At 46.4% G+C, this 21613-nt stretch carries 18 protein-coding genes and 1 CRISPR repeat array; of the genes, 12 read left to right on the plus strand and 6 right to left on the minus strand.

Annotation, left to right across the window (positions count from 1 at the left end; genetic code table 11):
- Window positions 1-12 precede the first annotated feature (12 nt).
- The 4 genes from cas9 (at window position 13) to GXP69_RS16375 (ending at window position 5918) form a co-directional block, all read left to right on the plus strand.
- Window positions 13-3129 (plus strand): type II CRISPR RNA-guided endonuclease Cas9, encoded by a 3117-nt coding sequence (cas9, locus tag GXP69_RS16360; RefSeq protein WP_163916297.1) that lies wholly within the window; start codon window positions 13-15, stop codon window positions 3127-3129.
- A 3-nt stretch (window positions 3130-3132) separates the two neighbouring features.
- On the plus strand, window positions 3133-4035 hold the full coding sequence (cas1, locus tag GXP69_RS16365) for a type II CRISPR-associated endonuclease Cas1 (RefSeq protein WP_163916299.1): 903 nt from the start codon (window positions 3133-3135) through the stop codon (window positions 4033-4035).
- Window positions 4020-4355: a CRISPR-associated endonuclease Cas2 gene (gene cas2 / locus GXP69_RS16370; protein WP_235925786.1), complete on the plus strand. Its 336-nt coding sequence runs from the start codon at window positions 4020-4022 to the stop codon at window positions 4353-4355. The genes cas1 and cas2 overlap by 16 nt, the downstream gene beginning before the upstream one ends.
- 148 nt (window positions 4356-4503) lie before the next feature.
- Window positions 4504-5001: direct repeats of the CRISPR family, unit length 36 nt; unit sequence CTTTTATACTTTAAATCTCTGAAATCAAGTCACAAC.
- A gap of 197 nt (window positions 5002-5198) precedes the next feature.
- Window positions 5199-5918 (plus strand): hypothetical protein, encoded by a 720-nt coding sequence (locus tag GXP69_RS16375; RefSeq protein WP_163916301.1) that lies wholly within the window; start codon window positions 5199-5201, stop codon window positions 5916-5918.
- Here the strand turns inward: GXP69_RS16375 and GXP69_RS16380 are convergent, their stop codons facing one another.
- On the minus strand, window positions 5919-6332 hold the full coding sequence (locus GXP69_RS16380; protein ID WP_163916303.1) for an OsmC family protein: 414 nt from the start codon (window positions 6330-6332) through the stop codon (window positions 5919-5921).
- 380 nt (window positions 6333-6712) lie between these two features.
- Here GXP69_RS16380 and GXP69_RS16385 point away from each other — a divergent pair, with 380 nt between their 5' ends.
- Window positions 6713-9244 carry a TonB-dependent receptor domain-containing protein gene (locus GXP69_RS16385; protein ID WP_163916305.1) on the plus strand — a complete coding sequence of 844 codons (2532 nt, stop codon included), beginning with the start codon at window positions 6713-6715 and terminating at the stop codon, window positions 9242-9244.
- A gap of 110 nt (window positions 9245-9354) precedes the next feature.
- Here GXP69_RS16385 and GXP69_RS16390 read toward each other — a convergent pair whose 3' ends face one another.
- Window positions 9355-11040, minus strand: a complete 1686-nt coding sequence (locus tag GXP69_RS16390; protein WP_163916307.1) for a PAS domain-containing hybrid sensor histidine kinase/response regulator — start codon at window positions 11038-11040, stop codon at window positions 9355-9357.
- Between the two features lie 299 nt (window positions 11041-11339).
- On the opposite strand from GXP69_RS16390, the gene GXP69_RS16395 reads away from it, so the two are divergent.
- The 4 genes from GXP69_RS16395 to GXP69_RS16410 all read left to right on the plus strand — a co-directional run bounded on the left by GXP69_RS16395 (window position 11340) and on the right by GXP69_RS16410 (window position 14925).
- Window positions 11340-11693 (plus strand): DUF7793 family protein, encoded by a 354-nt coding sequence (locus GXP69_RS16395; RefSeq protein ID WP_163916309.1) that lies wholly within the window; start codon window positions 11340-11342, stop codon window positions 11691-11693.
- A gap of 232 nt (window positions 11694-11925) precedes the next feature.
- Window positions 11926-12894: a D-2-hydroxyacid dehydrogenase family protein gene (locus tag GXP69_RS16400; RefSeq protein ID WP_163916310.1), complete on the plus strand. Its 969-nt coding sequence runs from the start codon at window positions 11926-11928 to the stop codon at window positions 12892-12894.
- Window positions 12895-12989: 95 nt separating this feature from the next.
- Window positions 12990-13892, plus strand: coding sequence for a helix-turn-helix domain-containing protein (locus tag GXP69_RS16405; protein WP_163916312.1), 903 nt, complete (start codon window positions 12990-12992; stop codon window positions 13890-13892).
- Between the two features lie 103 nt (window positions 13893-13995).
- Window positions 13996-14925: an MBL fold metallo-hydrolase gene (locus GXP69_RS16410; protein WP_235925788.1), complete on the plus strand. Its 930-nt coding sequence runs from the start codon at window positions 13996-13998 to the stop codon at window positions 14923-14925.
- Window positions 14926-15357: 432 nt separating this feature from the next.
- On the opposite strand, the gene GXP69_RS16415 is transcribed toward GXP69_RS16410, so the two are convergent.
- The 3 genes from GXP69_RS16415 to GXP69_RS16425 form a co-directional block, all read right to left on the minus strand.
- The gene (locus GXP69_RS16415; protein WP_163916314.1) at window positions 15358-15756 is read right to left on the minus strand and encodes a DoxX family protein; all 399 of its coding nucleotides are present in this window, start codon (window positions 15754-15756) and stop codon (window positions 15358-15360) included.
- 83 nt (window positions 15757-15839) lie between these two features.
- Window positions 15840-17078, minus strand: a complete 1239-nt coding sequence (locus tag GXP69_RS16420) for a hypothetical protein (protein WP_163916316.1) — start codon at window positions 17076-17078, stop codon at window positions 15840-15842.
- Between the two features lie 270 nt (window positions 17079-17348).
- The gene (locus GXP69_RS16425) at window positions 17349-17564 is read right to left on the minus strand and encodes a heavy-metal-associated domain-containing protein (RefSeq protein ID WP_163916318.1); all 216 of its coding nucleotides are present in this window, start codon (window positions 17562-17564) and stop codon (window positions 17349-17351) included.
- Between the two features lie 244 nt (window positions 17565-17808).
- Here GXP69_RS16425 and GXP69_RS16430 point away from each other — a divergent pair, with 244 nt between their 5' ends.
- Both GXP69_RS16430 and GXP69_RS16435 read left to right on the plus strand, forming a co-directional pair.
- Window positions 17809-18792: a toll/interleukin-1 receptor domain-containing protein gene (locus tag GXP69_RS16430; RefSeq protein ID WP_163916319.1), complete on the plus strand. Its 984-nt coding sequence runs from the start codon at window positions 17809-17811 to the stop codon at window positions 18790-18792.
- A gap of 253 nt (window positions 18793-19045) precedes the next feature.
- A complete protein-coding gene (locus GXP69_RS16435) occupies window positions 19046-19426 on the plus strand; it encodes a hypothetical protein (RefSeq protein WP_163916321.1) in 381 nt (126 codons plus the stop codon).
- Between the two features lie 29 nt (window positions 19427-19455).
- Here GXP69_RS16435 and GXP69_RS16440 read toward each other — a convergent pair whose 3' ends face one another.
- Entirely contained in the window at window positions 19456-20055 is a 600-nt protein-coding gene (locus GXP69_RS16440; protein ID WP_163916323.1) for a short chain dehydrogenase, read from the minus strand.
- Window positions 20056-20270: 215 nt separating this feature from the next.
- On the opposite strand from GXP69_RS16440, the gene GXP69_RS16445 reads away from it, so the two are divergent.
- The gene (locus GXP69_RS16445; RefSeq protein WP_163916324.1) at window positions 20271-21566 is read left to right on the plus strand and encodes an MFS transporter; all 1296 of its coding nucleotides are present in this window, start codon (window positions 20271-20273) and stop codon (window positions 21564-21566) included.
- The last annotated feature ends 47 nt before the right edge of the window (window positions 21567-21613 follow it).

Below are 21613 nucleotides of genomic sequence, written 5' to 3' on the forward strand. Positions count from 1 at the left end.
AAATTATTTGCTATGAAAACTTTAGGACTTGATCTGGGCACCAATTCTATTGGCTGGTCAGTTGTGGATGCCTCACAAAAAGTAATACTCGGCGCTGGCTCCCATATATTTCAGGAAGGTGTAAACATTGATGCCAAAAGCAAAGCGGAAACACCCAAGAATGCTAAACGACGCGAGTACCGTCAAAAACGTCGACAGCTGTTTCGCAGGAAGTTTAGAAACAACCTGCTACAAAAAGCACTGAAACAAGCTTCATTAATGCCCGCTTCCCTTGAAGAGAATGATGCCTACTGGCAAGGCTGTCCATATCAACTTCGAAAGAAAGCATTATCTGAGCCACTCACAGCACATGAAATAGGTCGTGTTATCTTTCATCTAAATCAGCGCCGTGGCTTTAAAAGTAATCGTAAATCTGGTAGTAACGAAGAAGGCGCTCTGTACAAAGGTGGAAACGGTAAAACAGGCATAGACGACACATTGGCCGATTGGCAAAATGGTGATTTTAGAACATTTGGGGAATACCTGGCTTCACTGGATCCGCACCTGCAACGCCTGCGTAACCGCTATACTTTGCGTAGCTGGTATGAGCGGGAGTTGGAAGAGATCTGGCAGGTACAACAACGGTATCATCCGGATAAACTCACCCCAGAGCTGAAGAAGCAACTTGCTTGCCCTGATTTTGGAATCGTGTTTTACCAGCGCCCGCTCAAGTCGCAGAAGCACCTGGTAGGCAAATGTACCCTGGAGCCCCAGAAACCGCGTGTGCCGGTATGCCACCCTGATTTTGAAGAGTTCAGGATGTGGCAGATCATCAATAACCTGCAGGTAGCCGGACCGGGCAGGTTTAACGAACTGCTCGACGATGAAGAAAAGACGAAGCTGGTAGAGCTGTTTTATACAAGAGACAAGATCAAGATCAGCGACATACGCAAAAAGCTGAAACTGACGGAAGATTATACTTTTAACTACGAAGAGAAAGAACAATTTACCGGCAACGAGACAAGTATAAAGCTTTCCAAATTGTTCGGAAAAGCTGCCTGGGATGCCCTGCCCGACGAAGACAAAACCCTGCGTACTTCCAAGACGGAAGAGAAAAGTATAAGCAAGTTAGATGTATGGCATACGCTTTACTTTGCCCAGGACCAGGACTGGCTGCAAAAATATGCAGCAGAGAAGTGGGGCTTTACAGATGAGCAACTATCTAAACTGTCGAAAACGCACTTGAAAGAAGGCTATGGCAGCCTAAGTCTCAATGCTATTCGCAAAATGCTCCCTTTACTGCGCCAGGGAATTAAATATGATAAAGCCGCGCTACAGGCAGGCTATCATCACAGCCAGATTAGTGAGTATAAAACTGGCCTGGAAAAGCTGGAAACACCCAAAAACCTGCGCAACCCGATTGTACAGCAGGCGCTCTATGAGCTGCGAACACTTGTAAACCAACTTATACAGCAGTACGGCAAATTTGATATTATCCGTGTTGAGCTGGCCCGTGATCTGAAAGTTTCGGCTACCAAACGTGCTGACATTCGCATAGAACAGTTCAAGAACAGAGCTCGTAACGACCGGTATTACCAGGAATTGGTGCAGCAGGGTGTTCAGCGGCCAAGCAAGAACGATATAGACAAATACCTGCTTTGGGAAGAATGCAAGAAGACCTGTCCTTATACTGGGCAAGCGATCAGCTTTAACGACTTGTTCTTGCACGGTCGCTTCGACATTGAACACATCCTGCCCTATAGCCGAACACTTGATGACAGCATAGCCAATAAGACACTTTGCGAGAAAGGCTTTAACATCAAAAAAGGAAACCAGACGCCGCACGAGTGCTTGAGCGGCGACCAAGCCAACTATATGCTGGTACTGGAGCGCGTACAGAAACACATGCCGCGCAAACTTGCTAGGTTTAAACAGGAGAAACTTGATGAAGATTTTGCGCAGAAGCAGCTAAACGACACACGCTACATCAGTAAAGAAGCACGAGCCTACCTGAAAAGTATTTGTGACCGTGTAGATGTGACTACCGGTACAGCAACAGCACCATTGCGCCACTTCTGGGGCCTGAACTCTATCTTGAACGAAGGGAGAAACAAGAAAACCCGCGACGATCATCGCCACCATGCTGTAGATGCCCTTGTAGTTGCCCTAACTACCCCTGGTATACTCCGCGAATTGAGCAACTGGAACAAACTGGACCGCTCTCCACAGATGCATAACTTCGAAATGCCATGGGATACCTTTTACCGTGACGCCAGAACAGCTATAGAAAACATATTAGTATCGCAGAAAAAGAACGGCAAGACTGTTACATCCTGGAACAGGAAAGTGAAGGACAAAGATGGTAAAACAACCACGCAACGGCAGGTAGCAGCAAGGGGGCAGTTGCATAAGGAAACTGTGTACGGCAAACGGCAAGACCTGCAAGGCAAAGAATTTTATGCAGTTCGTAAGAGTCTGGAAACACTTACGCCTGCCATGATCGGCAAAATAGTGGACCCAGTTGTACGCGAGATTGTAAAAGACAGGCTGCGTGCCTTCGGAGTGGACCCAGATTCAAAGAAGTTTGAAATACCGAAAACAGCCTTTAATGAGCCGCTGTATATGCCAAACATTAAAGGCAAAAGCGGCAGGCAAAACCAAATTAAAAAGGTGCGCATTCGGGAGAATTCTTCCGGAATGGTGAAGCTAAAACAGGATATTAACCAGTGGGTAGAGCCGGGCAGCAACCACCACGTAGCAATTTACCAGGATGAACAGGGGAAACTGCATGAGCGGGTTGTTACTTTCTATGAGGCAGTTGAACGAAAAAAACAGGGCATTCCAGTAGTACAACCTACCACTGTTGAGGGTTATACATTGGCGCAGACACTTCAGATAAATGACATGTTCCTGCTCGGGCTTACGGAAGAAGACATCAATTGGCATGGCCCTAACCTGCACAGGCTGCTGAACCCCTACTTATATCGAGTGCAAAAGCTATCTTCTGGTGATTATTCTTTTAGATTACATATAGCATCCACAATTGAACATTCGGCTGAGGAAATAAGAATTCGTAGTATGAAAGCTTGGGAACAGCAGAATCCCATCAAGGTGCAAATCACACCAACCGGTCAGCTAAAGAAGCTATAATCTATGCTGAAACGGACGATATACTTAGGCTCTCCGCTGGATATGAACATCCGACTGGAGCAGCTGGTGCTCGTGAACCGCGAAACCGGAGAATTGAATAAGGTGCCAGTTGAAGATGTAGGCGTATTGGTGCTGGATCATCCGGAATTAATCTACTCACAAGCCGTGATGCAGAAGCTACTGGATAATAACACAGCCGTTATTTACTGCGACGAGAAACACCACCCTACCGGATTGCTCCTGCCATTATGTGGCCACTCGGTGCAGAACGAACGGTTCCGGCAGCAGCTGTCAGCCAAAAAGCCTTTGCAGAAACAGCTCTGGCAGCAAACGGTACAAGCCAAAATACGAAACCAGGCATTGCTGCTTCGTTACCACGACTTGCCCCACGAGCCGCTGCTACGCTTCTGGAAAGATGTGCGCAGCGGAGACAGTACGAATCTGGAAGCACGGGCAGCCCGGCACTACTGGCAGTACCTGTTCTCGCCCCTACCCTTCCGTCGCGACCGCTTCGGCGATGCACCTAACAATCTGCTCAACTATGGTTATGCCATACTTCGGGCTGCGGTAGCGCGGGCGCTTGTTAGTTCTGGTCTATTGCCAACTATAGGCATACATCACCATAATCGTTACAACGCCTACTGCCTTGCTGATGATATTATGGAGCCTTACCGCCCAGTGGTAGATAGCGCCGTGAAGCAACTTATCAGTGACCATGCTGACTGCAGCATACTTACCAAACCAATGAAAGCGACATTGCTGCAGGTACTGACGCATGATGTGCGGGTGAATGGCGAAGTAAGTCCGCTATTAGTGGCACTGAACAAAACTACTACTTCGCTGGTAGGCTGCTTTGCCGGGGAGCGAGACGAAATAAGTTACCCTGAACTATGCAAAACAGACTAAACGCCTATCGCAGCATGTGGCTATTCGTATTTTTCGATCTACCTACTGAAACCAAACAAGATAAAAAGGAATATACCACCTTCCGGAAGCGGCTGCAGAAAGACGGGTTTAGCATGATGCAGTACTCTGTATACACTCGCCACTGCGCCAGCCGCGAAAGTGCCGATGTGCATGTTAGTCGTGTAAAGCAAATGCTGCCTCCAAAGGGCTTGGTAACTATAGCCCAATTCACTGACAAGCAATATAGTCGTATCATCAACTTCTGGGGCAATGGTCGGAAGGCAGTAACTCCTGCCCCAAAACAACTCGAAATGTTCTAAAACAAAAAGCCCCGCCAAAGTGTCAGTTCTGGCGGGGCTTCTGTATTAAAAAACATAAAACATGTAATCGCAAACAAGCGTGAGAAGCTTTTCTAGCAAGCAAAACACCTTGTAAGGCATTAGCATACAACATTTTAAAGCATTAACTCTTTTATACTTTAAATCTCTGAAATCAAGTCACAACTAGGAAGCCACAGCGCTGACCCACACCTGCCTTTTATACTTTAAATCTCTGAAATCAAGTCACAACTTTTCAGAATTCCTTAGTTAAACTTGACTACTTTTATACTTTAAATCTCTGAAATCAAGTCACAACCTGGGAGAAGGAGATCCTGAGCGGCAATAACTTTTATACTTTAAATCTCTGAAATCAAGTCACAACAGGCGGGTATCTGGCGAACCTACGCTGTCACTTTTATACTTTAAATCTCTGAAATCAAGTCACAACTTGAACCGGAGTCCTTTAGATTCTCAAACCTTTTATACTTTAAATCTCTGAAATCAAGTCACAACACATAAAAGAAGCTTTTCTCACTGTCCCGGCCTTTTATACTTTAAATCTCTGAAATCAAGTCACAACTGCCACGCTGCAGGATATCTGCAACAGCGACTTTTATACTTTAAATCTCTGAAATCAAATCACAACTAGAACAGTGCACCCTTGTCAAGAAAAAGGCTTTTATACTTTAAATCTCTGAAAGAGAATGGTTAGTTTTAGCATGTCAACGAATAACTCATTACGAATATACTATATTCTTTTGAAACCATAACATTATTATATTCAACCTTCCTTGCCCCTACTTTCGTTTAATAGGCAAGTATTAACCATTAAAGTTGAAGGCTATGAACACCCTACCCATCAACTGGCTTACCGAAGGACTCATCGACTTTGAATATAAAAAGTACCTGCTACTGGCTTACCTGCAGGCAGCAAAAACCGAGTTTGGCCAACAACGCCTTTACCCGGTATTCTCCGACCTGATTATGCATTACCGCAACCTGAAGCAGGTTAAAGAGCACAAACAGCTGGTTTACGAGCAGTTTCCGCAGCGCATCAGCCGGGCCGACTTTGAAAAGCTGGAGCTGGTGTACCAGAAAATCGTGGAAGACGATGAAACCATGCAGCAGATCGAGGAGATCATTCAGTATGCCACGCCGCTGTTTACCCAAACCCTGGAAGAAGGCAAGGAACTATACGAGTTTGTGGAGAGTAATCTCGAGATAAGTCCGGTAGGCATTACGCCCATGTACCACGACGAAGGCTACCTGTTTTTAGATGCTTTTCCGGGCAAAGAGACGCAGGTGTACCTATACCGCATCACGGTTTTCCAGAACACTTACGAAAAGTACCGGGGCATTAATACCCAGCATGTGCAAACCGTGCGCCGCGGCCTGGCCCTTACCCACGAAAACCTGAAAGTGCAGCTACTGAAAGAGCATAAAGAGCTGCCCAATCCTGCTACATTTGTAGTGGTCTCTAAAGTACCGGTGCCGCTGGAGCATAGTTTACTGCCTATTGCCAAGCGGTCGCTGGTAAAATATGTAGCAAAACTGAGCGCTTGACTATAGCAGCTCCAGTGTATAGTTTATGGTGGATGTTTTGTACAACACCATGGCTACAGAGCAGTATTTTTCCAGCGACAGTTCAATGGCACGGCGTACTTTGTCTTCGGGCAGGTTGCCGCCAAGCACAAAATGCAGGTTAATGTTACGGAACTCTGTATGTTCGTTAACCGGTTCGCGGTCGGCTGTAACTTTAATATCAAAGGTGGTAGCTTCCAGGCGCTGCTTTTTCAGGATCATGATCACATCGATGGCGCTGCAACCACCTAAGCCCATCAGCAGCATCTCCATGGGGCGGGCGCCCATGTTGTGTCCGCCAATTTCAGGGTTTGCATCCATGTGCACAGCCACTCCCGAAGCTCCGGTTGCTGCAAAATGATAATCCTGATCCAGGCGAGTTAGGTTAATTTCCATGTAGTATAATTTTACACGAAAGTATAAACTCTGCCCTTCCGGTCAAAATTCGTTGTCCGTTGTTCGTTAATCGCTGTTCGCAAACTCAACTTTATGTATTAAATAACAGGATACGCTGTCCTGTTTAACAATAGTTTTATAGCGGAATGGCCATATCTTTTGTCGCTTCAGTTTAATAGCGATCAACAAGCACTGGACAACTATAAACGACACCAAAAACATCGACCAAAATCTTATCGGTTTCTTATGCCTATTTATATAGAAATGCGGTGTATTGGTATATTCTGTTTTAGCAGTCCGAAATTGCGTTGTTTCTTTGTATTGCGAGATTATGGTAACTCGTGTGGAAGGAATGAAAAGAAGTCTTCTTTAAAAGAACTATGAAGAAACATGTATTTCTATTAGCCCTCGGCCTTACGTCGATGGGCGCATTTGCGCAAGGTCAGCAGGCTACGCCTCAGGCCCGTCCGGCGCAGCAACAGTCAGCAGGCGTACCAAGTGCTACAGTGGCGAAAGGCAATGCACGCATTAGTGGTGTGGTAGTTGATTCCGAAACTAAAAACCCGGTAGAGTATGCTACTGTGGCGCTTATCAATGTAGCTACCGGCAAGCCAATTGATGGAACGATGGCCGACGACAAAGGCCGCTTCACAATACAGAAGGTTGGCGTAGGCAAGTATAAATTGCTGGTTTCATTTATTGGGTATCAGCAGAAAACCCTGAATGAGTTTACAGTTAAAGCTGATAACGAGGACATAAACCTGGGTACAGTTACCCTGGAATCTAATGCGCACCGCCTGAACGAAGTGGTAATTACCGGAGAGAAACCGCTGGTAGAAGAGAAAATAGACCGCACCGTTTATAACGCTGAAAAAGATATCACAAACACTGGTGGCAACGCTGCCGATGTGTTACAGAAAGTGCCATCACTATCGCTGGATAATGATGGGAACGTGCAGCTGCGTGGTAGCTCTAACGTACGTGTTCTGATCAACAACAAACCTTCTGCTATTATGGCAGGTAATATTGCTGATGCACTTAAACAGATTCCGGCCGATCAGATCAAGTCTGTGGAGGTGATCACTTCGCCATCAGCTAAGTACGATGCCGAAGGTACTGCCGGTATCATAAACATTATCACAAAGAAAGATGGTGGCTTACAGGGTGTAACAGGTACTGTGGCCATGGGTGTGGGTACGCGTGGCAGCAATGCAAACGCAAGTCTGAATGTGCGCCGTGGTAAGTTGGGTATCAATGGTACGTTTGGTGGTAACATGTTCTACAACAAAGGGGACATGTCAAACACTATGATCTTTTATGATGATAAGACCACACCATTTGATGAAGGGTCCTATAGTTTCCAGAGTGGAAATACCAAAGTAAATGGTGCATTCATGAACGGCCAGCTTGGATTTGATTATGACATCAACCAGCGTAACAATATTTCTGGTGGTTTCCGATCCAATGGCGGTTTATTCAAAATGAGTAACGATCAGTCTGTTTACTCTAGAACCAGCATCAAAGAAGACGAATTTAACAACAAAATCCGAAATGAGAATCAACGTATAGGCACCGACTACAACCTTGACTTCACACATTATTTCAAGAAACCGCAACAGGAATTAGCTATTCTTTCGCTGTACTCTATTACGGATGCTGAAAATGATGTGAATCAGGACTATTTTAACCAGGGGGAAGCACCTTACAAACTGATTCGCAACAACAATAATAACCTTAATAAAGAGCTTACCTTACAGGTAGACTATACGCACCCGTTTGCTAATAAAACAGTACTTGAAATTGGGGCTAAGAATATTCTCCGTGATGTGGAAAGTAAGGCAACATATAACGAAACGCCTGCACCTGTTCTGCCAAGACCAAACGACGATTTCTTCTATGAGCAGGATGTTTATGCAACTTACCTGACGTATGGCTTTACCCTCAAAAAAGCATTGAATGTAAAACTGGGAGGCCGTTACGAATTTACAGATGTAGCAGCAGACCTTGCCGGAATTGATAATGACTATACTACAGATTATGACAACTTTATCCCAAGTGTAGCATTGTCTTATACCTTCAAGAAGACACATACCCTGAAGGCTAACTTTACTCAGCGTATTCAGCGTCCGTCTATGTTCTACTTGAACCCGTACCTGCAGAAACAAACATCCAATACTTATGTACAGGGTAACCCGAAGATCGATGCAGAACTTACCGACTTGTTTGAATTAGGCTATAGCACTTACTTTAAAACTACATCTATAAACGTGACGGCGTATATGCGCCAGACCGATAATGCGATTGAGACGGTTGCATCTCCTTATCAGAATGAAGATGGTGAGCCGGCAACTCTGCTTACGTTCCAGAACATTGCTAAAAACAAGACATACGGCGTTAGTTTATTTGGTAATACCAAGCCAACCAATAACTGGATGATAGGCGGTAGCTCAAATATTTACTTCGTAGACCTGAATAGTAAGTACAACAGCAATAGTGGCTGGATGTATAATGTCAATGCTAACTCGTCTTACACCTTCGGTAAAGGCATAAGTGCACAATTTAATGGTGGTTTTAACTCTGAGCGTATACAGTTACTGGGCAGATTTGCAGCTTTCTCTTATCACAGCTTAGCTATCAAGAAGGATCTTTTTGACAAGAAGGGCGGCATAAGCGTTGGATTAGACAATCCGTTCCGCAAAAGCATGAAGATGAAGAATGATGTAATTGCAACGCCGACACCTGTAAATCCTGCAAGCTACGAGCAACATGTGCGCATCAACAACTATAACCGCGGTGTGCGTGTCGCTTTCAACTATAGCTTTGGTAAAATGGAGCAGCAGCGTCCGCCTAAGCGTAAAAAGTCTATCCGTAACGACGATGCCAAGCAAGGCGACGGAAACGGAATGCAATAACAGAACATTACCACTCTCGGTATAAAACAAAAATCCCCGCCTGGTTCAGGCGGGGATTTTTGTTTGGCTTGCTGATTGAAAAAGCAACTATAAACTATAGCTCCTCCAGACTATAGCCACTTGCGAAGTACTTCGGTCAGTTCTTTGCGGGTAAATGGTTTGCAGAGGTGATCGTTCATGCCGGAACTCAGGCTTTTAGCAATGTCATCTTTATAGGCATTTGCCGAAAAGGCAACTATAGGTTTCTCGTAACCCAAACGGCGTAGTTTTACAGTTGCTTCCAGGCCATCCATACCTGGCATCTGAATATCCATAAATATCAGGTCGAACGGTTTACCTATTGCCACTTGCAGGGCTTCTTCACCGCCCACAGCAGTTGTAACTATAGCTCCCATCTGTTCCAGCACGTCCTGTATCAGCAGCACATTTATCGGGTTATCATCTACTACCAGTATATCAGCTTTGTAAGGCATTTCAAAGGTTGTATCTTCTGCAGAATCCGGAGCCGGTATATCTGCATCCGGTACGAATGTTAGGGGCAGTGTAAACCAGAAAGTAGTGCCCTCCTGCCCTTCCTGCATGCTGATTACGCCCATTTCGCCATGCATCAGGGTTACCAGCCTTTTACAGATTGTAAGCCCCAGTCCAAATCCGCCATAACGGCGTGTAGTAGACTGATCAGATTGTGTGAAGGCGTCAAAAATATAGGCCTGTTTTTCGGGCGGTATGCCTATGCCTGTATCTGTAACGGTAAACCGCAGTGTAACTTGCCTTGTACTTTCATTTTGGTTATCAGCACTGCATCGTACCTGTATGCTACCTGTTTCAGTAAACTTAAGGGCGTTACTTACCAGGTTTACCAGTATCTGTATTGTTCGGGTAGGGTCTCCGACTACTACCTGCGGCACATCTGCTGCAAAACTATAGTCCATGGTTAGGCCCTTCTCGTTGGCCAGGTACCGGTAAGGCTCCAGGTGCGATGCCGTCGTGGCACGTATGTCGAACGGAATGGCTTCCAGCTCTACTTTATCCTGCTCAATACGGTGCAGGTTCAGGATGTCGTTCAGGAGGCGGGTAAGGGTGGAACCTGAGGTGCGAATCAGGCTAACGTATTGCTGTTGGGTCTGATTTAGCGGGGTATCGGCCAGCAGATCAGCAAAGCCTACGATGCCATTTAGTGGCGTGCGTATCTCGTGGCTCATGCTGGACAGAAAGAAACTTTTAGACTGGCTGGCAGCTTCTGCTTTCTCTTTGGCCTCCTGCAATTCGCGCTCTTTTAATTTCAGTTCAGTAATGTCTTTGGCAATAATCAGGATGCCATCGGTCTGATGATGCTTATCGACTAAATAAGAAAAGGAACATGAGGCAGGAATCTGCCTGTCGGTTGCCTGTAATATAAACTCCCGGTTAGTGCATTTGCCCTGGTTTTCGAGTTCGAAGAAAACTTCCAGTAGCTTCAGATTCTCAGTGTCGCTGAAAAGCACAGAAATGTGTTGCCCAACCAGTTCGGTTTCCGGCATTCCTATGGCTTCTTCAAGCGCCGCATTCACATTCCGGATGGTGTAATCAGTATTCAGTACAAGCAGCATATCTACCACACCCTGGTATATGCTCTGCATAAAGTCGCGGGAAACGGTTGAGTTTTTAAGCTCCTGCCCCAACATGGTAATCCCCTGTATCAGCGCATCCAGTTCATTCTCATTTTCCGACACGTCAAGGGTGTAATCATAGTTCCCGTTTGCCATTTCGGCAATCAGGGTCATGATGTCGTCTAATCTTTTATTAAGTGCTTCCACGTGGTGTTGGTTTGAGAACGGTATACAAATAACGCTACTAATAGGCAAACCCGGAAATTCCCTGAATAATTTAATTTTAAAAAAATCGGATGGGGCTTTTCTTAATTCTCTATATATCAGAGTATTGTTAACAAACTATAGCACCTTGAGCGTATAATATCATTTCAGGCACATGCAGATTTTGATGTGAATCATTTAATTTTAGTATACTTGTTTATGCCAGCCTAATGCTGGCATCAGATTCATTTATTAATCATACTGTTTTGAACTCTAATCAGAACATAAAGGAAACGCCTTATATGAAGATGTTCATCCAAGATGGCATTCTTCATGTTTATTATAAAACGCTTGAAAACTTTGACCAGGAAGTAGCTGAAATTTGTGTGAATGACCGAAAGGAATTCACCAACCATCAGTCTTACCCTTGCCTGGTTGATGTTGTGCAGATCAAACACCTCACAAAAGAAGCCCGCGACTTTTTAGCTGTGTATGGTAGTGAAGGAATTACTGCAAATGCCATTATTGTGCATTCGGCAGTGCTTAAAATGATGGCTAATTTTTACATAAACGTAAACAAGCCGCTAACCCCTACCCGCATGTTCACTGAAGAACAACCCGCGGTGGAATGGCTGAAAAAGTATAGAAAAGGTTAGTCATCCCAACTATAGCTGCAGCCCGCTTTTCTACTGAAAAGCTATAAATGGAATTCAGAAGTTATCGATGCTGAAGTTTCGCTCCTATACTATCGTTAGGGGTTTAAACTGTTTATAGTTTGCTCTGATCGCTGACTTACGATCTGCAGTTTTGTCCAGGTAAAGCACTGTTTTGTCCGTTGTGCTTTAAGCTTATAAAGCTGATTTTTGTTTGCACAAATGCACAACCGCCATGCACATCATTATCCCCGACGATTACCAGAACGTTGTCCGTTCGCTGTCCTGTTTTCAGTTGCTGGAAGGCCACCAGGTTACAGTTTATAACGATACCGTTAAGGATATACCAACCCTGGTTTCGCGCTTTAAAGAGGCCGATGTGCTGGTACTTACGCGCGAGCGCACTGCCATAATTGAAGAACTGGTCTCACAACTGCCCAACCTAAAGCTCGTTAGCCAGACTGGTAAAATATCCAACCACCTGGACTTGCAGGCCTGCACCAACTATAGCATTGCCGTAGCCGAAGGCATTGGCTCGCCGGTTGCGCCTGCCGAACTAACCTGGCTGCTGATCATGAACGCACTCCGGCAAGTACCGCAGGCGATAGCAGCCATGAAAGAAGGCAGATGGCAAACCAACATTGGCAGTACAGTAAACGGAAAACTGATCGGGATCTGGGGCTATGGAAAAATCGGGAAACTGATAGCTGGTTATGCGAAAGCCTTCGGGGCAAAAGTTATCGTGTGGGGCAGCGAAAACTCCAGAGCACAGGCCGTGCAGGACGGGTATCTGGCAGCTGAAAGCAAAGCAGCCTTTTTTGCGCAGGCGGATATGGTAACCCTGCATCTGCGTCTGACGGAAAGCACCAAAGCTATAGTTACGGCTGCAGATCTAAGTTTAATGAAACCAGATGCAGTGCTGGTCAACACAAGCCGAGCCGAGTTGATTGAAGAAGGTGCGCTGCTGCACGCCCTGAAGCAAGGCAGACCCGGCTTTGCGGCACTGGATGTGTATGAAACTGAACCGATCTTCGACAAAAATTACCCGCTGCTACAACTGCCCAATGTGATCTGTACGCCGCACCTGGGCTACGTGGAGCAGAACAGTTACGAACTATACTTCCGGAAAGCGTTTGAGAATGTGGTGGCTTTTGCCAACGGCACACCCACAAACATTGCCAACTCCGAAGTGCTGGAGGGTTAAAACCAAACTATAGCCTGTGCTCAGCAACGCCAACAAACTATAGATTTAACGATAGCTTCTTTATCTTTATCACTTCCGCGACAACACATAAAACTATGGCAAAGGCAAGCATTCCCATTCCTGTTTTCACCGAAGCAGAGAGCTTTACCAAAAGCAAGTTCCGCGATTTTTACATTGCGTCGTACCAGGATGCGCCCGATGCAGGACTTCGACGTGTAGCGCCCCACCGCCATACCTATTATGAGATCATCTGGATAACCGAAGGAAGCGGCTTGCATACCATCGATTTTCAGCCATATGAATTTAAAGGGCCTTGCCTGTTTTTGCTGCAGCCCAGCCACATTCACCAGATCCGGAAAGATGGTCCTACTAAAGGCTTTGTGCTCAAGTTCAATGAGTCGGTGTTTGCCGTGGAAGCGGGTGCCGAGAACCTGCTGTTGAAGTATGGCATTTTCGATAACATAAACGTGCAACCCGTACTGCACCTGGATGCTACCGCGGTAGCCCTGCTCGACGACCTGATGAAGAAAATGCTTCAGGAGTACAAACAGCCAACCGACCTGTCAGAAGTGATCATTGCCTCTTACCTGAAGATTTTTTTGCTGCAGGTGTATAAGCTGAAGGACGTACACACGCAAACGATAGCACAACCTGCCCCCGAGCCGCGCTACCTAACCTACCGAACTTTTAAGCAGCTGTTAGAAGAACGCTACCAGCAACAACACGCCGTACAGGACTATGCCGATGCCCTTTCGCTGTCACCCCGCACCCTGAACGAGATCACCCATAAATATGCCGGCAAAAACGTAAGCCAACTGATAAAGGAACGACTGATGCTGGAGGCAAAGCGCCTGCTGCACCACGGCCAGTTATCGGTAAAAGAAATAGCGGCACAGCTGGGTTTTGAAGATGCCGCCTACTTCACCCGCTTCTTCACGAAAAACAGCGGCGCTTCTCCCCTGGCCTTCCGGAGCAAAGAGCTGGAACCTGTTAGCTAAGTTCCTGATTGTGCAGAACAAGCGGGGCTTTGTCCATTGAAGGCGGCCGCTTAACTATAGACATTTGTGCTGTTAAACAATGTGTTATCTCGTAAAACAGCATATGATGAATCGTAAATCATTTCTGAAAAACTCGCTGCTGGGCTCTTCGCTTTTACTCCTGCCCGGCCCTGCACACCACTTCTTTTCAGGTAGTAGTGCTAAGCCTGTAAAACTCACTGTCCGAGATCCGCAACAGAAGAACATCTGTGCCACCTGCGGCACCCGCTACGCCACTTCCAAAACAGCTACCGACACCTGCCCTATCTGCACCGACGAGCGCCAGTATGTAGGCGACGGCGGCCAGACCTGGACCAGCTACAATAACTTAGCAAAAGGCCACAGCATAAAAATTGCAAAGTTACAGGAGAACCTGTATGAGCTGAAGATCACACCCGATTTTGCCATCGGACAGAAAGCCCACCTGGTAGTATCCAAAAGCGGCAACGTGTTGTGGGACTGCATTCCTTACCTCGATGAGCAAACTATAACCTACATCAAGGCGCTGGGTGGCATAAAAGCCATTGCCATTTCGCATCCTCACTACTATAGTTTAATGGCCGAATGGGCCGCCGCCTTTAACTGCCCCCTTTACCTGCACCAACTTGACAAACAATGGATACAGGACAAAAGCAAGCACCTACAACTATGGGAAGGCAACGAACTACAACTATGGGATGGAATGAAAGTGGTGCACACAGGCGGACATTTTGATGGAAGTACCGTTATGTACCTGCCCCACCACGGCGAAGGCACCCTGCTCACCGGCGATACCCTGTACGTTGCCCGCGACCGCCGGCATGTATCGATGATGTATAGTTACCCCAACCTGGTGCCGCTACCCCAAAAAGCTATCAAACAGATTAGCAGCCGTATAGAACCACTGACGTTCGATACCATCCACGGCGCTTTCGACGGGCAACTGATACAGACTGGGGCAAAAGAGGCATTCAGAAGATCGGTGGAGCGCTACCTGAGAATTTTTGAGGGATAAGTTTTAATACCGCAAGTTTAGTGATAGCATAACTTGTGGTTTTGCATGGCAGCCATTTTGTAGCTGGCTTTGCTTTGGAAAAGCAAAGAAAACTATAGCCACAACTATAGAAAAGTACCTAAGCTATAGTTCCAAGCTGGCGCGGATCTCTGATCCGTGACTTACTTATAAAGTTGGATCTGTGATCCAACTGGGCCAGAGGCCTAACTATAGTTCGACACGAGCGAGGACGCTCGCGCCATAGTTAAAAACACAACTGTAGATTTTCCCAGCCATAGACTTCAGCAAAACCATAGTTTTCTGCTCGCACAGAACAAAAGCTAAAAAGGTGCCATGCTATCACACAAGTTACGCTAAAGCTAAATCTCCGGTATATTCAAAAGCAAAGGCCGCTACCAAACAGTAGCGGCCTTTGCTTTTGAGGTGTTCTATTTAAATGGATTGTTTGGATGAAAGATGTGCTACTGCAGCCAGCGCTACCAGCCCACCCACAATGGCGATGTTCTGAATAAAGTCCATGATGGCCGTTTGCTGCATCATGCCTTCCATGTTCCAAAAGGTGTGCATCAGCAGCGTCATAGGCAGGATCAGCAGAATAAGCACTATAGCGGTTTGTTTTACTTTGATGCCGGCAAACAGCAGCAAGGCACCTACTAGTTCTGTAACCATAGCTGTACCTAACAACAGGGGCACAAAGGGCAGCCCTTTTGATGCCATCCACATGGCCGGGCCATCCCAGAACAGCGCTTTATGCAGTCCGGCTATCAGAAATGTAATCCCGATCAGGATGCGGGAGACAAGTACAAAGGTGTTTACAGTTGAATTTTTCATGGTTTTATAGATTTAGTTTTGAATGAGTGATTGAATGAATTTTGAATAGTTTTAAGCTGAATCCACTATAAAAATTTTCACGGTTAGAATACAAACTGTGCGCCCAGTGCCAGTTGGTTAGCAGAAGTGGTTTTGTACACTTCCTGCCCGTTCTCCAGCAGGCGCCAGTCGGTGTTGGCGCGGTACCACTCCAGGGCAATGCCCAGCGGACCAACATCATAGCGAAGCATTGGCACAATGATCTCATTTTTCAGGCGGGCGTTGCCGGGCACTTCGGCTAACACGTCAGTGTTATTCGGGTTGTCCTGTCCATACATCAGCCAGGCACTGAAATGTTTGCCGAATTTATACCCTGCCTGTCCCCAGGCGCCATAGCCTTCTATGTCACCGAACTGCAGCAGCTGGCCCCAGCTCTGGCCGATGGCGCGGCCCCAGTACGCATTGCCCTGTAAGGTTGCGCCGCCGTACACGAGCTTTGTGCCTGCCTGCACGGCTTTTCCTGCTAAGTTCTGGCGTTCGTCGCCCAGCACTAGGCGTTTGCGGTCGTAGTGTGTGGCCAGGTTTACTTCCCATTTCAGGATTTGGGTCTGGTTACTGATGTTCAGGCCCACCTCGGTTTGCGGCACACCTATCTCTCCTTCATCGCGTCCATCGGCTTCGGCTTTCGGGCCGGTCCAGGAGCCACGGAACACGGCCAGGTCCAATCGTATTTTGGTGGCAGAGGTTGGACTGCTCAGGCCCTGGTACAGGAAAAGACCGGGGTTACGGAAGCCAATGCCACCTGCCGAGCCGTAGCCCATGGCAAAGTGTGTAATCGAGTTCGGGAAGTGCGCTACCATCGGGGTCCAGTTCTGGCCTAACCTTAACCTGGTCTGCCCTTTCTGAACTTCCACGTAGGCCAGGCGCACGCGCGGCAACAGGTTCTCGTCGGCAAAACCACCTGCGCCTGCGGTGCCACCTAAAAAGTCTATTTCGGCGCGACCAGTGGCGGTAATGCCGTGCGGCAGGTTGTAGGCTGTGCCTTTAAAAATGAGCCAGGTCTTGCGCAGATCGCCGCCAAACTGGTGCTCGTCCTGGGCAGGTTGTTTCGGGTTGGCCCACATGGTAATAGCGCCATCGCCCATACCAAAGGTGCCATCCTGCACAAAGCCAGATGCCGTGATAATGCCGTTTATACTCGACCGGAAATAGGGCTTACCCGCCTGCGTGGTATCCGGTTTTGGCGTGGCCGGAAAGCTCAGGTCAATCTGGGCATGGGCCTGTTGGAGAAGCAGCGTGCTAAAAGCTGCTGCTGCAAGGGTGGTTTGTAGTACTTTTCTCATAGTTCTGTCTGTAAAACATTGGGAATAAGGCAGCTGGCCGCCTTCTCAGGGGCAGCTATAGTTTAAGGTTTATCGTTCTGGTTGACTTTATTTTGACGGCAGTGGCCCTTTGTTTCGGGACCTACCAGGTGCGCTGTGCGAAGAGACCGGTCTTTGTTTCAGCGGTGCAAAGGTCTATAGTTGTGACCCGTGGCTCAATGCACAAAGTGACTGTTTTACTGCACAATTCTGCAGGCTGGGGCGGGTTGTAACTATAGTTTAACCGGACACTTATTCGCCGAGCGCTTCTGCCTTGAAGCCGGCCTTTGCTATAGTTGCAATCACTTCCTGCTCTGAAAGCGAATCGGTTTTGATGGTGAGTACTTTGCCTGGGTTAGCGGTGTCCACGTTCCACTCGCAAACGCCTTCGGTGGCATTCAGCACCGGCGTTACCTTAGACACACAGCCGCCGCAGTTGATGTTGGTTTTGAATTGTAGCTCTTTCATGTTCTTGTAGTTTTATTTTGTTGAACATGTCAAAGGTAGCGGGTGTGCAGGCCAGGGATGTTACAGAATTTTGGGGGAGAGTTGCAGGATTTAGCGTGATGATTTTTACCGCAAAACCGACAGAAAATTTACCAGAATAATATTCATTTTCATTCTCCTATATTATATATATAGATATACCTATATTTGCTTACATATAACTAATTAAATTTAAATAGATAAAACTTATTTGTAACTGCTACCGATGGCAAAACTTTATATATCCTATCAGCATACAGACGTCCAAATAGTTAGAAGTATAACCGAAGAATTGAGGCAAAGAGGTCATGAGATTCTTATGGATGATAGTGTATTAAAAGTTGGACAAGATTGGCGAAAAGCTCTACTACAATCTTTGAAAGAAGCAGATGGAGTGTTGGTGCTTATTACAGAAAAAAGCTTAGAATCTAAATATGTAGTGAGTGAGATTGGAACGGCAAGAGCTTATGTAGCAGAAAGCTCAAATAAGAAATTCATAATACCTGTTATATACGGAGCTATTCCAATACCTAGCTTTATTGAAGACTTATACTGTATTAGATTAGATCCTATCAACTTTTCCCAAGCTATTGACAAAATTGATAATTCGATATCGAGCTTCTTAGGAAAGAAAGAAGCAGAAAAGGAAAATGAGAATCAAGAGAGACAACAAATTGAAATAAAGGCAGGTGATTATATAAAAGATGCAACGAACGCCTTGAATAAACGAGAACTTCACAACCGGTGGATAGCTTATTTATGTTACATCATTGGATTTATAACATTAATATGGGGAATTCAAGTCGGGATCCAAGGATTCAAAGCAATTACTGACATACAAAGTTTGCTGGAAGAGTACCCTAATCAAGTTTGGGGCATATATATTCTTTCAATTTTAAAAAGTACAATAATAATTGGTTTATTAATAGCAGGTTCTAAATACACTTTTACACTTGGAAAATCATTTATGCATGAAGCACTTAGAAATGCAGACAGAATACATGCTATATCCTTTGGCGAATTTTATCTTAAGGCTTACGGAGACAAAGTAGATTCTCATAATGATGTCAAGGAGGTGTTCCAACATTGGAATATTGATAAGCCTTCATCCTTCTCTGGTATAGAGAGTCAATCCTATGATCCAAAATTCTCTGAAAGTTTACTTGAAGTCATCAAGACCTTAAGTAATAAGGTAAAGAATAACGAATAGCTACTTGATAGAGTCAGTCTCTGCTCTAATAATTTCATATTTGAACTATACAAACCCGCCACGAAGTCCAAACCCTGCGTGGCGGGTTTCATTTTCAACAACTATAGCCCATATCCATATACCTTGATTACCTTCCATTCAACGCACTTTCTAAAATTTTAACTTTTAGAAACCTCAACTTTGAAGAGACATTCAAATGTGCCTACTTTAATGAAAGTGAACTTATAAAACTTCAACTATCAACCCTCCAACTATGATCGAATCTGTATCAGCTATAGTCTTCGCGGTGCTAACCGGAATTGTCATCATTTTTCAGGCGTGTCTGGCAGCGGGAGCACCATGGGGAGCGGCTTCTATGGGCGGAAAATATCCCGGAAAGTACCCATCAAAAATGCGGGTGGTTGCTATGATCAACATGCTGGTTCTGGGTTTTATTGCTGCTATCGTTTTATCTAAAGCAGATGTATTGCTACCACAATTAAAAACAGTTGCAACGATAGGTATCTGGGTTGTTGTTGCTTTTTTTGTGTTGGGTACGGTTATGAATACCATCACCCCAAGTAAGATCGAGCGCATCTGGGCGCCTGTTGCCTTCTTACAATTGGTCACAAGTCTGATTGTAGCAATTGGTTAGTTTTTAAGTGGTGAAAAGAAAACTATAGTTTACCCATACACCTTTAGCACCTGCCCCGTCAGCGCACTTTCTAAGCTTTTTACATAAGCATTCACCACCCGATGCATGGGTACAGGGTTGTGCCCCGGGAAACTGGCACCTATAGTTGCCACAGAGTCTTCTACCAGGCCGGGGCTGACGGTGTTTAGGCGCACGCCGTTTTCCAGTTCGGTGGCGGCGGCCATAGTAAAGCCGTGCAGGGCGCTGTTGATCATGCTCAGCGAAGTGCCGCCACGTATGGGTTCCTCGGCTAGTATACCGGAAGTTAAGGTAAAGGAGCCGCCGGGATTTATGTAGTGCTGGCCTATTAGTACCAGGTTTATCTGCCCCATCAGTTTGCTGCGAATGCCTTCGTAAAAGTCGTCGGTGCGCAGGTCTGGTAAGCTGGCAAAAACCCCATGCCCCGTGGCCGAAACCAGTGCATCAAACTTGCCTACCGTTTCAAACATTTCCCAGATGCTGTCGGGCTGCGTGATGTCTACTTTAACAGAGCTGCTTCTGCTGGCAGTTAATAGCTCGTGACTTGGGGCGAGTGTTTGCTGCAGGTGGCGGCCAATGGTGCCGGTGGCACCTACTAAAATGATCTTCATAGTTTTATCTGTGCTATAGTTTATAGTTGCAAAGGAAGCTGATCTGCTCGCCGGCTCACTTATACAATTCAGGCTATCTGTTACAGAGTTTCTCAGAACACTGGAAATTTTTCGGAAGATTGGTACTTTTGCACCTTCCCCTGAAAAAATCAGGTTTAAACTATAGTTGGCAGCTGCTTTATGTTGCCAGCCAGCACGCATTTTCTCAAAAAACTATGAAAGATTCCAACCAGGCTCCGGCCGAAGCCGCTGATCCGGCTACCAGTACTCCGCAGGCATTTACCAAATACCAGGTATTTGTTGTGGCGATCCTTGCCATCCTGCAGTTCACTATCATTTTAGATTTTATGGTGCTCTCGCCGCTGGGGGCACAACTTATCAAAGAGCTTTCCATCACGCCCAAACAGTTTGGCTGGGTGGTATCGGCCTATGCTTTCAGTGCCGGTGCATCGGGTTTACTGGCGGCAGGCTTCGCCGATAAGTTCGACCGCAAAAAGCTGCTCCTCATATTTTATGCAGGCTTTATCGTCGGCACGCTTATGTGCGGCCTGTCTCCCGATTACGTGTCGCTGCTGGTTGCCCGAATTGTGACCGGTTTGTTTGGCGGCGTTATCGGTTCCATCTCTTTTGCCATCATCACCGACCTGTTCCCGATGCAGCTGCGCGGCCGTGTGATGGGCTTTGTACAGATGGCATTTGCCGTGAGCCAGGTAATGGGTATTCCGCTGAGCTTATACATTGCCAATGCCTGGGGCTGGCATGCGCCGTTCCTGGCGCTGGTAGGTATCAGTATTGTAACAGCTGTAGCTATAGTTGTTTACATGAAACCGATCACGGCCCACCTGCAACTACAAACCGAGCGCAAAGCCTTTGGGCACCTGGTGCATGTGTTATCCGACAGGCATTATTTAAAAGGGTTTGCTGCTATTGTGTTATTGGCTACAGGTGGTTTTATGCTGATGCCGTTTGCCAGTGCCTTTACCGTGTATAACCTGGGCATCTCGTTAGAAGACCTGCCGATGATCTATATGGTGACCGGTGTGTGCGCTATGATCGCCGGACCGCTCGCCGGTAAACTCAGCGACCAGTTGGGCAAGTACAAGATCTTTGCCTGGGGCTCTGTTATTACCATGATAGTAACCGGAATTTACTGCACTATGGGTGTTTCGCCGCTTTGGCTGGTGCTGCTCATGAACGTGCTTATCTTTATCGGGGCAACGTCGCGCATGGTGTCTGCTTCTGCTTTGATGAGTGCCATTCCAGAGCCAGCCGACCGTGGCGCTTACATGAGTGTGCAGTCGTCGGTGCAGCAGGTGTCAGGAGGGGTAGCATCCGTGTTAGCCGGCCTGATTGTGGTACAAACATCAGATGGCACCCTGCAACACTACGACCTGATCGGTTACCTGGTCGTACTTTCGACGCTCATCACCATGGGCACTATGTATTACATCAACAAAGCCATTAACCAGAAAGCAAAGCAGGCGGAAGCTACCACTGCTGTGCCGGCTTAAGCTATAGTTTATACATGAAAAAAAGCCAGGTAATCGCCTGGCTTTTT

The organism is Pontibacter burrus, from assembly GCF_010686685.1.
Classification (GTDB): domain Bacteria; phylum Bacteroidota; class Bacteroidia; order Cytophagales; family Hymenobacteraceae; genus Pontibacter; species Pontibacter burrus.

Coding starts and splice junctions, on each gene's coding strand:
- GXP69_RS16435 (WP_163916321.1), top strand. CDS start 19,046: ATGATCGAATCTGTATCAGCTATAGTCTTCGCGGTGCTAACCGGAATT.
- GXP69_RS16405 (WP_163916312.1), top strand. CDS start 12,990: ATGGCAAAGGCAAGCATTCCCATTCCTGTTTTCACCGAAGCAGAGAGC.
- GXP69_RS16425 (WP_163916318.1), bottom strand. CDS start 17,564: ATGAAAGAGCTACAATTCAAAACCAACATCAACTGCGGCGGCTGTGTG.
- GXP69_RS16445 (WP_163916324.1), top strand. CDS start 20,271: ATGAAAGATTCCAACCAGGCTCCGGCCGAAGCCGCTGATCCGGCTACC.
- cas1 (WP_163916299.1), top strand. CDS start 3,133: ATGCTGAAACGGACGATATACTTAGGCTCTCCGCTGGATATGAACATC.
- GXP69_RS16395 (WP_163916309.1), top strand. CDS start 11,340: ATGAAGATGTTCATCCAAGATGGCATTCTTCATGTTTATTATAAAACG.
- GXP69_RS16410 (WP_235925788.1), top strand. CDS start 13,996: ATGATGAATCGTAAATCATTTCTGAAAAACTCGCTGCTGGGCTCTTCG.
- GXP69_RS16380 (WP_163916303.1), bottom strand. CDS start 6,332: ATGGAAATTAACCTAACTCGCCTGGATCAGGATTATCATTTTGCAGCA.
- GXP69_RS16440 (WP_163916323.1), bottom strand. CDS start 20,055: ATGAAGATCATTTTAGTAGGTGCCACCGGCACCATTGGCCGCCACCTG.
- GXP69_RS16420 (WP_163916316.1), bottom strand. CDS start 17,078: ATGAGAAAAGTACTACAAACCACCCTTGCAGCAGCAGCTTTTAGCACG.
- GXP69_RS16400 (WP_163916310.1), top strand. CDS start 11,926: ATGCACATCATTATCCCCGACGATTACCAGAACGTTGTCCGTTCGCTG.
- cas9 (WP_163916297.1), top strand. CDS start 13: ATGAAAACTTTAGGACTTGATCTGGGCACCAATTCTATTGGCTGGTCA.
- GXP69_RS16430 (WP_163916319.1), top strand. CDS start 17,809: ATGGCAAAACTTTATATATCCTATCAGCATACAGACGTCCAAATAGTT.
- GXP69_RS16385 (WP_163916305.1), top strand. CDS start 6,713: ATGAAGAAACATGTATTTCTATTAGCCCTCGGCCTTACGTCGATGGGC.
- GXP69_RS16415 (WP_163916314.1), bottom strand. CDS start 15,756: ATGAAAAATTCAACTGTAAACACCTTTGTACTTGTCTCCCGCATCCTG.
- cas2 (WP_235925786.1), top strand. CDS start 4,020: ATGCAAAACAGACTAAACGCCTATCGCAGCATGTGGCTATTCGTATTT.
- GXP69_RS16375 (WP_163916301.1), top strand. CDS start 5,199: ATGAACACCCTACCCATCAACTGGCTTACCGAAGGACTCATCGACTTT.